We start from the raw sequence: 14,422 nt of genomic DNA, 5'->3' as shown, positions 1-14,422 counted from the left end.
TACTGTAGGGGTGCAAATGGAAATCGATCCGAAGTGGCGCAAGGCGATCCGTCAGGCCTTTGGGGATCGCGTGCGCGAGGTGCGGCACGCGAAGGGCTTGTCACAAGAGGAACTTGCGCTGAGGGCAGGTGTGGACAGAAGCTACCTCGGACAGGTCGAGCGAGGCGAGCGAAATCTTACGCTTGAGAACATTTATCGCATTGCTGAAGGCCTTGGAGTCCCTCCAGGGGGGCTGATAGGTCAGCTAGACCAATCCCTAGATTTAGGCCAGGGCGGAGACAACGCATGAGCTATTTGTCGGTTGAACAAGTCCTAGAGTTGTCTCGGTTACTTCGAACGTTTTTTTCTCTTCCGTACTCGACAGATTTGGATGGCAAGGACGCCGAAACGCTCCTTCGTATTGTAAAAGGAGCCACGGGCCCTCGATCAAGACGAAAAGAACTGTTCGATATCATAGATGGGACAATCGGGTACTCTGTAAAGACTCTGTTTAAGTCGCCTGTATCCTTGCGCGTGGATCTTCAAGAGCAGCGGTTTTGCGATGTGGAGGAAGTGCGTCGTATGCGAACGGCCGGGGGGGACAATGCACAGGCCCAAGGTCGGATATTGTTGAACTACATGTATGAGCGCATACGTGAACAGATGCAAACAAGAGGGATTAAAACCGCTCGTTCCCTGATTCTCTTGAAGCATTGGGATCCGACCCGGACGAACTTCGACTTCCTATATTGGGAGGAAGATTTTCTTGGTTTCGTAGAGAACCTTCTAGCGCGGGACTCTGCAGGTGAAATTGAGTGGATCGTGCAAGATGCGGGCCTACATGCCCGTGATCGGTTGAGGCTCGCACCAAAGCGTGGCCGTCTTCTGGGAGAGCCAGAAGAGGTTCGCTTGTTACGCATGCACTATAAGCACAACCAAATATTCACGGATCACGATATCCCAGCCGATGCGACACGTATCTCATTCACAGCCCGTCCGTTTAGTTGGGATGAGGTGGCGGCAATGATAGCGGCACACCCGAGCGCGAATGAGGATTTGCGCAGTCTGTTGTCTTAAGTGAAAGAGCAGCACAAAGTAGGGCTCAACTGAAGGGTAGGCTTCGAAACAGTGTCCGATCGCATTGGGCGGATCACATTCAAACTGTGTTCGACTCGGCATTAGAGAAACATTCGAGTTTATTAGTGAATTCCTCGCAACACGTGTATTGCTTCCGCAACCGTTTGCGCTTATCGTGCAACAATCGTTGCCAACAATAAATTGCATAAGTTCGAGCCCGCCCAAGGCCCGCGGAGACCATGCCTTCCCCCGTTGCTGCATCCGTGCGCCCGTCCGTGGCGATCACCTTTCTATTGCTCCTGACCATGGTGCTGGTGGTCTGGCAAAAGCTCGGAATAAACCGCCACCTGGACGTGGTCCACGCCCGCGGCATCACCATCGAAGCCCGTGACGACCGCGGCGAAGGCGGCGCCAGCCAGTCCCTGCTGCGGGCCACCCCGCAAGGCCTCCAGCTCGACTGCACCCTCACCAAGAAATACGCTTGGCCCTACTGCGGTGCCTATTTCGGCCTCGGCGACGGCGTGCACGGCATCGACATGTCCGCCTACCACAGCGTCACCCTTCACGTGGACTACACCGGCCCCGCCCCGCACAGCCTGCGCCTATACCTGCACAACTTCGAGCCCGGCTTCTCACTGCCCGGCAAGTGGGAGACCCAAAAGGTCAACGAAATCGAATTCACCGTCCCCGCGGACGGCCGCGTTGAGATCCCGCTCTCCCTGCTGCACACCGCCACCTGGTGGATCACGGCCCAGAATGTGCCGCTGCTGCGCACCGCCCCCCAGCGCGACAACGTCACCTCCATCGACCTCTACACCGGCAGCCAGGACGCCGAAGGCCGCCACCAGCTGACGATCAAGTCGCTGCGCTTCGAAGGCAAGTGGATCAGCCAGACCCAGCTCTACGCCGGCCTGGTCGCGATGTGGGGCACCGGCGGCCTGCTGTACGTGCTGGGCGCGCTGGTGGCCTACCGCCGCAACCTGCGCGAGGCGCGCGCGCACCTGGCCTCGCTCACCGGCATCAACAAGGCGCTCAAGCTGGAGAAGGACGAGCTGGCCGGCCAGGTCTACGTGGACGAGCTCACCGGCGCCATGAACCGCCAGGGCCTGCGCGAGCTGCTCACCCGCCACCTCAAGACGCCGAGCCTGCTGGAGCAGCCGTGCTCGCTCGTGTTCGTAGACCTGGACAACTTCAAGCAGGTCAACGACCGCTGCGGCCACCTGATTGGCGACCAGGTGCTGCGCGCCTTTGCCCAACTGGCCCAGCGCAGCATCCGCCTGACGGACAAGCTGGTGCGCTGGGGCGGCGAGGAGTTCCTGATCATCTGCCCGGGCACGGACTCGACCCAGGCGCTGCAGTTCGCCGAAAAGCTGCGCGCCACGCTGGAGCACCACGACTGGCCCGCCGCCCTGGCCGTGACAGCCTCGTTCGGCGTGGCCACGCTGGCGGAAGGCGAGGACTTTGGCCGCGCGCTGGACCGTGCCGACCAGGCACTGTACCGCTCCAAGAACACCGGCCGCAACCGCGTCACCTTCGCCGACCACCGCGCGGAACCCCAGCGCAAGCTGGCCTGACCCGGCCGCTCCCCGGCAGGCCCACTCAAAATGGTCCAGCCACCACAAGTTCCTGTATATTTCTTGGCATCATGATTCGATGCCGCTCGCCCCGCCGCGCGTTCGCTCCGCTCGCCACCGCCAGCCTGCTGGTGGCCTTGCATGCCGCGCCCGCATCGGCCGGGTTGAAGGAAGACCTGGCCGAAGCCTCCCGCCTGGCGGACCGCGACCCGGCTCAGGCCCTGGCCTTGCTGGACAAGCTGGCCGCCCGCGCCGACTACGCCAGCGTCCCCGCCAGCCGCACCGAGATCCTGTCCGCCAAGTGCTGGCTGCTCGCCTACACCGAGCCGAACAAGGCGGTGGCGCTGGTGCAAGCCCAGGGCCCGCAGCCGCCCATCGGCCTGCGGGTCTGCCGCGGCTACGCCTGGGAGCAGCTCAAGCGCCCGGACGACGCGCTGGCCGAATACGAAGCCGGCGTCACCGCCGCCCGCCGCATGGGCGACAACACCGTGCTGGCCCGCGCGTTGGCCCTGCGCGGCGAGCAGCGCTACGTGCGCGGCCTGTACGCGGACGCCATCGACGACCTCAAATCCAGCTACGACCTGGAGACCCGCCTCGGCAACCAGGGCAACCGCCGCTACGTGCTCAACGCGCTGGCCAACCTCTACGCGGACCGCAACATCCGCGACTACGACCACGCGCTGGAGAGCTACGCCCAGCTGCTGGCCGTGAACGAGAAGGCGGGCAACCAGCAGGGCATGGCGACGGCGCACTTCAACATCGCCAGCACTTACGAGAACAAGGGCGACCTGGAGCGCGCCCGCCAGCACTTCGCGCAGGCGCTGCAAATCGACAAGGCGCGCGGCGGGGCGGACGACATCGTGAACGACCAGCGCGCCTATGCGGTGGTCCTGTCCAAGCTCGGCCAGCACGAGCGCGCCCTCACGCTGCTGGACGAGGCCTACACCATGGCACAGGCTCAGCCGACGCAGGATGCGGACATGATCGCCAGCATCCACCTGTCGCGCGGCACTGCTTACCGCCGCGCCGGCCGCGCACCGCAAGCGCTCGCCGATCTCGACGAAGCCCGCCGCTACTTCGAGCGCAACCGCAACGAGCGCTTCCTCGCCAAGATCTACGAAGAGACCGCCGCCACGCACGCCCAGATGGGCAACTGGAAGGCCGCCTACGCCGCCCAGGCGCAGATGATGGCCGCCCAGGCCGCCATCCAGAAGCAGATGCTGGACGACCGCACTACGCGCCTGCGCGTGCAGTTCCAGTCCGAGCAGGCGCGGCTGCGCAACGCCGAGCTGCAGTACCAGAACAACTTGCAGCAGGCCGAGCTGGAGCACACCGGACTGGTGCGGCGCTGGCAGGTGGCGGCGCTGGTGGCGAGCGCGGTGGTGATCGTGCTGATGGGTGTGCTGGTGGTGCGTCAGCGCCGCCTCGGTGCGCGCATGCGGGACCTCGCGCTGACCGATGAATTGACCCGGCTGCCCAACCGGCGCCACCTGATGACGGTAGCGCGCGAGGCCTTTGCGCAGGCGAAGAAGGAGGGCAGGGCGCTGTCTATCGCCGCACTCGATATAGACCACTTCAAGCGCATCAACGACACGCACGGGCACGCCGCCGGCGACGTGGTGCTGCAGCGGGTCGCGCACGCGCTGCGGATGTCGCTGCGGCCGGGCGACACGGTCGGCCGCACCGGCGGCGAGGAATTCATTGCCGTGCTGCGCGGCGCGACGGAAGAGGATGCGATCCGGGCGGCCGAACGGCTGCGCACGGCGGTGGCGCAGATCGATGTCAGCGGCTTGCCGCCGGGCCTGGCGCCGACCATCAGTGTGGGTGTGGCGCAATGCGACGCGCACATGCGCAACCTGGACGAGCTGATCCACCACGCCGACACCGCCCTCTATCGCGCCAAAGAAGGCGGCCGCAACCGCGTCGAGCGCGCCCGTCAGGCGGCCTGACTAGAGCGCGGCACTGTCGCGTAGCATATCACCCGACCGCAGTGATACTTTTTGCGACAGCCTCCCGGCCTCCCCACGCCATTGCCACAGCGTTCGTGCCAGACGAATCCGCCGTCTCAAACTCAACACACTTCTGCACCTCAGCACGCCGGGGACGTACCCCGCCGTGCTGAGGCACAGAAGTGGTGCGCTGGCGACTCAGCCACGAGCAGCCCGTCTTCTCGGCCGCGCGCGCCACTGCGCGCCGGACCTCATCCTTGCCACCGCGCGCCGGACCCAATCCGCGCCACCGCGCCGGACCTCATCCGCGCCACCGCTGTGCTTACGCCATCCCACCACTGCCACAACGCCAGCCTACCCAGCTCCGGCCAATTCCGTTACAGTTCCTGCCGGGCTAGCTCAGCCACGCTCCAGGATCCACACATGACCGACCACGACCGCAGCACCCCCACCGCCCAGAACTCCGCCGCTCAGGACCGCACCAGCGACACTCCGTCCAACCCGTCCCGCCGTCGCGTGTTCCGCGCCGCCGCCGCCGCGGGTTTGGCGACCAGCCTGCCGCTCGCTTCGGAGGCTGACGCCGCACCGCGCCACGCCGCCCACCCGCGCGCGACCTCGCTGGATGCCAAGCTCAAGGCGCACGTTAAAAACGTAGTCGTCATCTACCTGGAAAACCGCAGCTTCACCAACCTGTTTGCCGACTTCCCCGGCACCGCCGAGCCGCTGTCATCGGTGAAGCCCGAGCAATACCAGCAGCGCGACCGCGACGGCACCGTCCTGCGCGAGCTGCCGAAGGTCTGGGGCGGCATGGTTCCCGGCCGCCAGAACCTCGGCGGCAAGGACTACCTCATCGCCGAGCCGGACATCCACGGCCTGCCCAACGCCCCCTACGCGCTGAAGGACGCCGCCGGCCAGCCATTGCCGGAAGCCATCGTCACGCGCGACCTCACGCACCGCTTCTACCAGAACCAGATGCAGATCAACGGTGGCAAGAATGATGGCTTCGTCGCCTGGGGCGATTCCGGCGGCCTGGTGATGGGCCACTACGGCCAGTCGCGCGAGGCGCTCGGCCTGTGGCAGCTGGCGCGTGAGTACACCCTGTGCGACCACTTCTTCATGGCGGCCTTTGGCGGCTCGTTCATGAACCACCAGTTCCTGATCAGCGGCCGCCCCAACGAATACTTCAACGCCGCGCAGACGCCCGCCCGCAGCCAGATCGCCGCCGTGGCCGACGGCCCGCAAGGCACCAAACTGGCCATCGACCCCGAGAAGACGCCCAAGTCCGCGCTGGACGGCCAGCCCGTGTACGTGAACGACGGCGCCATCACGCCCGATGGCTACGTGGTCAACACCATGGCTCCCCCGTTCCAGCCCAGCTGGGTCAAACCCGCGCCGGGCGGCGACCCGCACCTGGCCGACCCGCAGGATCCGACCGTCCTGCCGCCGCAGGATTTCACGACCATCGGCGACCTGCTGACCCGCAAGGGCGTTGACTGGGCCTGGTATGCCGGCGCCTGGTCGGCCGCGCTGGCAGGGCGGGGCGCAGGCTCGCGCCCCAACTTCCAGGAGCACCACCAGCCCTTCAACTACTTCCGCAACTATGCGCCCGGCACGGCCGCGCGCGCCCATCACCTGCGCGATGGCGGCATCGGCGACAGCCCCGTGTCCAACAAGTTCATCGCGGACGCGGTGGCGGGCCGCCTGCCGCCCGTGGCGTTCTACAAGCCGCAGGGCAACCTCAACCTGCACGCGGGCTATTCGGACGTGGAATCGGGCGACCAGCACATCGCCAACGTGGTCGAGCATCTGCGCAAGTCGCCGCAGTGGAAGAACATGGTGGTGGTGATCGCCTTCGACGAGAACGGCGGCTGGTGGGACCACGTGGCGCCGCCGCCGGGGGACCGCTGGGGCCCGGGCTCGCGCATTCCGGCCCTCGTGGTGTCGCCGTTCGCCAAGAAGGGCGCGGTCGACCACACCTTCTACGACACGACCTCGATCCTGCGCTTCATCACGCGCCGCTTCGAGTTGCCATTGCTGGAGGGGCTGGCCGCGCGCAACAAGGCGTTCCGTGAGCGCGGCGCCGTGCCGCCGGGAGACTTGACCGGGACCTTGAGTTTCGCCCACGTGGCCTGACTCGAATATGCGCACACCACCGGCTTGGCCCGTGCGGGCGAACCAAGCCGGTGGGACGCATAAACCAGGTTTGCGTCGAGAGGAACAACAGGCACACCCGTGAGGATGTTGAGTCCATCATAGCCAGAGCGGCGTGAGGAACGCGTCAAACACTTATAAAGTTCTTGTGAAGGTGGGCGCAGGCTCAATCCGCGGCCGGGCGCAGCATGCGGTAGCCGATCCCGTGCACGGTCTCGATTGGGTCCGGCTCGCCGTTGGCCGTCAGCGCCCGGCGCAGCGTGTGCATGTGGGAGCGCAAGGTGTCGCTGCCGTCCAAGGCCTGGCCCCACACGGCCAGCTCGCACTCATTACGGGACAGCACCCGGTCGGGCGCCGCCATCAGCAGGTGCAGCAGCTGGTGACACTTGCGGGGCAGCTTGATGCTGCGGTTGCCGCGTTCCACGGTCCAGTTGGCCGGGTCGAGGCGGATGTCAGCCCACTCCAGCACGCCCGGCACCACCTGGCCACGGTCGCGCTTGATGAGCGCTTGCAGGCGCGCGCCCAGCTCCTTCAGCGAGAACGGCTTGACCAGGTAATCGTCCGCGCCATGGCTGAAGCCGGTGAGCTTGTCGTCCAGGGTGTCGCGCGCGGTCAGCATGAGGACCGGCGTGTCGAGGCGGGCTTCCTTGCGCAGCTTGCTGCACAGAGTCAGGCCGCTCAGGCCGGGCAGGGAGAGGTCGAGCAGGATGGCGCTCCAGCGTTCGCTCACCGCGCGGTGTAGGCCGCTGATGCCATCGGCCGCGTGCTCGGGGCTGTAGCCCTCGCTCGCCAGGTAGTCGAGGAGGTTGGTGGCGATGTCGAGGTCGTCTTCGATGATGAGCACGCGCATGAGCCCGATTGTAACGCGCATTGTTCATTTTGAGACACGCTGTTTACTTTCGTAAAGTTTTGTAAATGATAATTTTTGCCTATGGGGACGGGTAAAATGGTCGGGTTTCCTGCAGCTTTCCCTATGCAATGCACAAGTTCCTCGCTTCATGGTGCCTGACTGGCACCTCCCTCATCGCGGCGCCGTACGCGCTGGCCCAAACGACTCTCGAGACCGCTCCCGCTCCGGTCGCCAAGCCGGGGACGACGACGGAATCGAGCGCGACCGCGCAACCGGTTCCGGCACCCGCCGCGGTCCCGCAGCCGGATCCCGCTCCCGCAGCGGCCCCGCAGCCGGTCACCGCTCCCGCAGCGGCCCCGCAGCCGGTGCCTACTCCCGCCGGCCCGGTCCAGGCCACCTCCGCCGCGCCGCAAGTGACGGTGAGCGCCGAACGGCCCACCAACCGCATCGATCGCCAGGTCTACGACCTCAAGACGGACGTCTCCACCACCAACAGCTCGGCCGCGGACGCGCTCAACAATGTGCCCTCCGTGAACGTGGACCCGGATGGGACCGTGACCCTGCGCGGCAGCGCCAACGTCCAGATCCTGGTCGACGGCAAACCATCCGCCCAGCTGCAAGGCGAGAACCGTGGCCCAGCGCTGCAGGCCATGCCCGCGGACGACATCGAATCGGTTGAGGTCATCAACAACCCAGGCGCCCAGTTCGGCAACGAAGGCGGGGGCGGACCGATCCTCAATCTGGTCATGCGCCGCAGCCGCAAGCCGGGCGGGTTTGGCGCCGTCAACGCCAATGCCGGCACGGCGGGGCGCTACAACAGCTCGGTCAACGGCAGCTACAACCAGGGGCCGTGGGGCTTCCAGGGCAGCGCCAACATCCGGCACGACGGCCGCAATTCCGTCGGCGAGCTGACGCGGGACCGGCTGGACGCCCAGTCCGGCCAGTTCGTGCACAGCAGCCAGACCTCCACTGGCCGCGGCCTGAACGACATGGGCGCGCTGAACGGCACCGTCAGCTACAACCTGGACGCGACCGACACGCTCACCGCGAGCGCCAGCTACAACACCCGCACCAACGACCAGCAGGGCGTCGACCACTACATCAACGGCGCCACGGCGCTGCTGCCGGCCAGCGACTACATCCGCACCGTGGACCGCACCGGCGACAGCCACAACTTCAGCTGGGGCGGGCGCTACGACCACAAGGGCCAGCTGCCGGGCGAGACGCTGAAGATCGACCTGCGCGTGTCCGCCTCGGAGAACGACAACGTCAGCGCCTACGCCAACCAGGTGCTGGCGGGCGTGCTGCGCGATTCGCGTGCGCGGCAGCACAACAACTTCGAGACGCGCATCGTCGACTTCACCGGCGACTACGAGAGGCCGCTGGCGGGTGGCGCTTTAAAGGCCGGCTACAAGATCGCCACCAACGACAACACTTTCGACACGGTGTACGCGGACATCGACCCGCTGAGCGGTGTCGCCACCGTGAACGCGGGCCGCACCAATAACTACGAGCTCAAGGAGACCGTGAGCGCGCTGTACGGCACGTACCAGATGCGCCTGAACGAACGCTGGGGCGCGCTGGCCGGGCTGCGCGCCGAGTACACGGACATGGACATCCGCCAGATCACGGGCCATGTCGAGGGCAAGAACTCCTACCTGAACTGGATGCCGAGCGCCTACGCGACCTACAAGGTGAGCGACGACGCCACGGTGCGTTTCGCCTACGCGCGCCGCATTCGCCGCCCGAGCGCGGGCGACCTGAATCCGTACACGATCTACCGCGACGAATTCAACGTCTCCTCCGGCAACCCGGCGCTGAAGCCGACCAAGACCGACTCGTTCGAAGTCGGCTACGAGACCAAGTTCGCCGGGCTGGACACGAACCTGCGCGGCTACTACCGGCGTGACACGGATGCGATCGTCGACTACCGCACCTTCATCGCCCCCAACGTGCTGCTGACCACGCGCGCGAACGGCGAGGGCGGCCATTCGAGCGGCCTCGAGTTCACCCTGAGCGGCAAGCTGACGCCCGCGCTGACGCTGAACACCAGCGGCAACCTCGCGCGCATGCAGCAGAGCTTCTACGACGACGCTGGCGAGCTGGTCAGCCGCACCGCCAACTCCCTGAGTGGCCGCGTTCGCCTGAACTACCAGCTCGACGCCAACGACCAGGTCCAGCTGGCCTTGATGATGATGGGGAAAATGCTGAGCGGCGCCGGTTACCGCTCCCCCAACCACAGCCTGAACGCCAGCTGGCGCCACACGCTGACGCCGCAGTGGACGCTGGTCGCCAACGTGACCGACCTGTTCAACACCAACAAAATGGAAACGGTGGTCGACAGCGCCACCCTGCGCGAAACCAGCACCCGCCGCTTCGACGGCCGCGTGGTGTATGTCGGCCTCTCCTACCGTTTCGGCGGCGTCAAATCCGGCACCGGCGACGACACCGACCACCCCTTCATGCGCCGCGGCCCTGGCGGACGCGGCCCCGGCATGGGCCCCGCCCCCGCCGGCCCCGGCGGTTCCGACTAAAAAAGTTCCCTCAACCCGCACCTCCAACCCCGCCCGTCAACACCGGGGTCAGGCCTGCTTCTCATAGAGGGGTCTGACCCCGGCGGGTTATCCACAAGCGGCTTCACTCGGCCAACGCGTTATTCACAGGGGGTGGGGTCAGACCCCGGTGGAAAGGGGGGAGGCCTGACCCCGGTTGAGGGAGGTCAAGGGTGTGGCGGGACGGGGGAGGGCGGGGGATTTGCTATATTGCTGGCGATAACGAGACGATAAGGGATCCTTTATGAGCACCTCTTCGGTACCCTCGGCAGCGACCGCCGCTTTCCTGTCCGCCCGCGATTTTCTCCAGCAGCATCGGGAGGACTACGCCACCGCCTATCGCGACTATCAGCCGCCCCAGCTCACTACCTTCAACTGGGCGCTCGACTTCTTCGATGTGCAGGCGCAGGGCAATGACGCGCCGGCGCTCTGGGTCGTCGAGGAGGATGGTTCGGAGCAGAAGATCTCGTTCGCGGACATGGCGCGGCGTTCGAACCGCGTCGCCAACTACCTGCGTGATGCGGGCGTCCAGCGCGGGGATCGCGTGCTGCTCATGCTCCCCAACCGCGTGGAGCTGTGGGAGACCATGCTCGCATGTATCAAACTCGGCGCGGTGATGGTGCCGACCACCATGCTGGTCTCGACCGCGGACCTGGCCGACCGCCTGGAGCGCGGCGAAGTCCGGCACGTGGTGGCGCAAGCGTCCGAGACGGTCAAGTTCGAGGCACTCACCGGCCGCTACACCCGCATCAGCGTCGGCGGCGCCGCCCAAGGTTGGCAAACCTACGAGGACAGCCGCACCGCATCGCACGACTACACGCCGGACGCGCCCACCCAGGCCAGCGACCCCATGCTGCTGTACTTCACCTCCGGAACCACCTCCAAGCCCAAGCTGGTCCTGCACAGCCACCAGAGCTACCCGGTCGGCCACCTGTCCACCATGTACTGGATCGGCCTCAAGCAGAACGATGTCCACTGGAACATCAGCTCGCCCGGCTGGGCCAAGCACGCGTGGAGCTGCTTCTTCGCGCCGTGGAACGCGGGCGCGACGGTGTTCGTCTACAACTACGCGCGCTTCAACGCCCGCGCCTGCCTGCAGACCATCATCCGCTGCGGCGTGACTTCGCTGTGCGCGCCGCCCACCGTCTGGCGCATGATGATCCAGGAGGACCTCACCCAATACAAGGTCCCGCTGCGCGAGCTGGTCGGCGCCGGCGAGCCGCTCAATCCCGAGGTGATCGAGCAGGTGCGCGCCGCCTGGAACATCCCCATCCGCGACGGCTTCGGCCAGACCGAAACCACCTGCCAGGTCGGCAATTCGCCCGGCCAGCCGATCAAGCCCGGCTCCATGGGCCGCCCGCTCCCCGGCTACCAGATGGCCCTGCTGGACGGCGACGACCAGCCCGCCACCGAAGGCGAAATCTCCATCGCCCTGGACCCGCGCCCCATCGGCTTGATGCTCGGCTACGCCGGCGACGCGCAGCGCACCAGCGACGTGATGACCGGCGGCTTCTACCACACCGGCGACACCGCCACCCGTGACGCCGACGGCTACTACTTCTACGTCGGCCGCAATGACGACGTGTTCAAGTCCTCCGACTACCGCATCAGCCCGTTCGAGCTGGAGAGCGTGCTGATCGAGCACGAGGCGGTGCTGGAAGCGGCGATCGTGCCGAGCCCGGACCCGCTGCGTCTGTCGGTGCCCAAGGCCTTTATCCTATTGCGCGCCGGCCACGAGCCCAGCGCCGAGCTGGCCCGCGCCATCTTCGCCTTCGCGCGCGAGAAGCTTGCGCCATACAAGCGCATCCGGCGCCTGGAATTTGCCGACCTGCCGAAGACCATCTCGGGCAAGATCCGCCGTGTGGAACTGCGCCGCCTGGAGCACGCGCCCAGCGATGGCACGCGCCGCCAGCACGAGTACTGGGAAGACGACGTCCAGTTGTGAGCGGGCCGCCGGCGGTGGCCGGCGGGCTAAACGTTCCGCAGCCCATCGCTAGCGCCAGCATTCCCCGGTCTCCCCACGCGAGGGGGATCATTTACAACGGCGGCGCCAGCCGTGCGCGGTCCGGCGCCGTGTCGAGCTACCATGTTTCCACCGCAACAGGAGGCGCGTATGCACGACATTGACTACCGGCTCGTCCGCGACCATGACGGCGACGTGGTGGGCCAGCTGAAAGACCATTGGGTGACCGACCGCCAGGACGGCATCCTCGGCTTCGTGTTTGGCACCGGCTTGTATTCGCTCGACGGCACCCACGTCGGCTGGTGCGATGGCGGACGCATCCTGGACCTGGACGGCTGTGTGCTGGGCACGGTGCAGCAGATGCCGGTGCATGGCGCCGGCTTCCCGTTGGGCGCCGCCGTGCGCCGCCCCAAGGTGCCCAAGCTCAAGCCGCGCAAGCCGCGCAGCCTGACCGGCGGCCCGTCGCCGCTCACGTTTGCAGCGCTGTTCCACACCGACGCCGACCTTGCGGCCGGCTACGCCACCGCGGCCCTCCTGGCCACCCGCTCCGCCGAAGCCATCGCCCGCTGATCCCGGTGCCGGGCCGGGCGCAGGCGCGAAACCCAGCGCCGTGCGGCAACGCGGGAGCGCCGCCGCACCGCCGCGCGATCGCACCTTGCGCTCGCGCGCTGAGCGTCTATGCTGAGCAGGCCCCCCCTCAACCTCAAAGGAGCCTGAAAAATGTCTTATGTCGATGGATTTGTGGTCCCCGTCCCGCGCGCCAGGCTGGACGATTACCTGGCCATGTCGCGCCGCTGCGGCGCCGTCTGGAAAGAGCATGGCGCGCTGGCCTTCCGCGAGTGCGTGGCCGATGACGTGAAGCCTGGCAAGTGGACTTCCTTCCCGCAGAGCGTGGACCTGAAGGAGGATGAAGTGGTGGTGTTCTCGTGGATCGAATACCCGTCGCGCGCCGACCGCGACGCCATCAACGACAAGGTCATGAAAGACCCGCGCCTGGCTGAGGACATGAAGCCCGAAAACATGCCCTTCGACGGCAAGCGCATGATCTACGGCGGCTTCGAGCCGCGCGTCACGCTGTAGCCGGCGCAGGCAGCACGCCCAGTAGCGGTCCCGGCGGGGAGGCAGCTACAATCGGCGCATGAACGGTCCCGATCCCCGCAACCCCCATCCGATGGCAGGCTTTCCCCAGGTCTGCTACATCCGCAACACCATCGACCCGGCGCGCCACCCCAACATTGAGGTGGGCGAGTACACGTATTACGACGACCCGGCCGGGGCCGAGGACTTCGCGCGCAATGTGCTGTACCACTACCCCTTCATCGGCGACAAACTGGTGATCGGCAAGTTTTGCGCGCTCGCCACCGGCGTCAAGTTCATCATGAACGGCGCCAACCACAAGATGTCCGGCATCTCGACCTATCCGTTCCAGATTTTCGGCCATGGCTGGGAGAAGGTGATGCCCCAGCCGGGTGACTTGCCCTACAAGGGCGACACGGTGATCGGCAACGATGTCTGGATCGGCTACGACAGCCTGATCATGCCGGGCGTGACCATTGGCGATGGCGCCATCGTGTCCTCGCGCTCGGTGGTGGTGGCGGATGTACCTCCGTACACCATCGTCGGCGGCAATCCGGCCAAGCCGATCCGCGCCCGCTTCGATGAGGCCACGGTGAAGGTCTTGCTGGAGATCGCCTGGTGGAACTGGCCGGTGGAGAAGATCACGGCCCACCTGGACCTCATCGTGGGCGGCGATGTGCGGGCGCTGCAAGCCCTGAAATGAAAGAAGCCCGGCGGTGCGGTGTTCCGCCGGGCTCCTGGGTACTACTCGTCACTTGGCGCCCTGTCGACCCCGGCTGAAGGCTCTCGCCGCCAACTGAGAAAACCGGCTTTCCGATCGGAATTCTGCGCCCCTTTGTGGGCCAGAGGCAAGAGATTTGCGACGAACTGCACAGCCGGATGGGCCGCTGTTGGATAACGACATCAGTTAATGAACAGTCTGTCATGACAGGCACCGCACGGCATGCCCCAGTAAAGCGCGGAGGCCAATGCAGGCCTGCGCGGCCGGTCAGCGCGGACGCTTGACCAGCACGAGCGCCAGCACGGGTGGCATGCGCCAGTAAAGCGCGGAGGCCAATGCAGGCCTGCGCGGCCGGTCAGCGGGGACGTTTGACCAGCACGTAGCCGAGGGCCAGCACGGCCACCGCCAGCAGCGCCCACGGGCTGGCGTGCGGGCGCAGGTCCGGAATCACGTGCAGTCCCAGCGCGGCATCCTCGGGCGTGCCCGCCGTGGCCTGCGCCGCGGCAGGTGCATCGGATGCGGTCGGCGC

General features: G+C 66.3%; 11 protein-coding genes. 10 read left to right on the top strand and 1 reads right to left on the bottom strand.

Translation table 11 applies throughout. From position 1 onward, the window contains the following. The first annotated feature begins 16 nt into the window (after nucleotides 1-16). From E4L96_RS19735 to E4L96_RS19715, 5 genes are all read left to right on the top strand, one after another. A complete protein-coding gene (locus tag E4L96_RS19735; protein ID WP_135208927.1) occupies nucleotides 17-289 on the top strand; it encodes a helix-turn-helix domain-containing protein in 273 nt (90 codons plus the stop codon). Beyond that, nucleotides 286-1,056 (top strand): hypothetical protein, encoded by a 771-nt coding sequence (locus tag E4L96_RS19730; protein ID WP_135208926.1) that lies wholly within the window; start codon nucleotides 286-288, stop codon nucleotides 1,054-1,056. The genes E4L96_RS19735 and E4L96_RS19730 overlap by 4 nt, the downstream gene beginning before the upstream one ends. Before the next feature lie 239 nt (nucleotides 1,057-1,295). Further along, entirely contained in the window at nucleotides 1,296-2,630 is a 1,335-nt protein-coding gene (locus tag E4L96_RS19725) for a GGDEF domain-containing protein (protein WP_135208925.1), read from the top strand. A 71-nt stretch (nucleotides 2,631-2,701) separates the two neighbouring features. Next, a complete protein-coding gene (locus tag E4L96_RS19720; protein WP_135208924.1) occupies nucleotides 2,702-4,579 on the top strand; it encodes a diguanylate cyclase in 1,878 nt (625 codons plus the stop codon). A 423-nt stretch (nucleotides 4,580-5,002) separates the two neighbouring features. After that, entirely contained in the window at nucleotides 5,003-6,712 is a 1,710-nt protein-coding gene (locus E4L96_RS19715) for an acid phosphatase (RefSeq protein ID WP_135208923.1), read from the top strand. Nucleotides 6,713-6,896: 184 nt separating this feature from the next. Here E4L96_RS19715 and E4L96_RS19710 read toward each other — a convergent pair whose 3' ends face one another. Further along, complete coding sequence (locus E4L96_RS19710; protein WP_135208922.1) at nucleotides 6,897-7,580, bottom strand: response regulator transcription factor; 684 nt, start codon at nucleotides 7,578-7,580, stop codon at nucleotides 6,897-6,899. Nucleotides 7,581-7,708: 128 nt separating this feature from the next. Here E4L96_RS19710 and E4L96_RS19705 point away from each other — a divergent pair, with 128 nt between their 5' ends. The 5 genes from E4L96_RS19705 to E4L96_RS19685 all read left to right on the top strand — a co-directional run bounded on the left by E4L96_RS19705 (nucleotide 7,709) and on the right by E4L96_RS19685 (nucleotide 13,875). After that, nucleotides 7,709-10,114: an outer membrane beta-barrel family protein gene (locus E4L96_RS19705; RefSeq protein WP_135208921.1), complete on the top strand. Its 2,406-nt coding sequence runs from the start codon at nucleotides 7,709-7,711 to the stop codon at nucleotides 10,112-10,114. A 262-nt stretch (nucleotides 10,115-10,376) separates the two neighbouring features. Then, on the top strand, nucleotides 10,377-12,077 hold the full coding sequence (locus E4L96_RS19700) for an AMP-binding protein (RefSeq protein WP_135208920.1): 1,701 nt from the start codon (nucleotides 10,377-10,379) through the stop codon (nucleotides 12,075-12,077). A 168-nt stretch (nucleotides 12,078-12,245) separates the two neighbouring features. Next, a complete protein-coding gene (locus E4L96_RS19695; RefSeq protein WP_135208919.1) occupies nucleotides 12,246-12,665 on the top strand; it encodes a 4-fold beta flower protein in 420 nt (139 codons plus the stop codon). A gap of 150 nt (nucleotides 12,666-12,815) precedes the next feature. After that, the gene (locus E4L96_RS19690; RefSeq protein ID WP_135208918.1) at nucleotides 12,816-13,175 is read left to right on the top strand and encodes a DUF1428 domain-containing protein; all 360 of its coding nucleotides are present in this window, start codon (nucleotides 12,816-12,818) and stop codon (nucleotides 13,173-13,175) included. Between the two features lie 58 nt (nucleotides 13,176-13,233). After that, entirely contained in the window at nucleotides 13,234-13,875 is a 642-nt protein-coding gene (locus E4L96_RS19685) for a Vat family streptogramin A O-acetyltransferase (protein WP_135208917.1), read from the top strand. The last annotated feature ends 547 nt before the right edge of the window (nucleotides 13,876-14,422 follow it).

This window comes from Zemynaea arenosa (genome assembly GCF_004614185.1).
GTDB lineage: Bacteria > Pseudomonadota > Gammaproteobacteria > Burkholderiales > Burkholderiaceae_D > Telluria > Telluria arenosa.
This window is presented reverse-complemented; position numbering and strand designations above follow the sequence as displayed.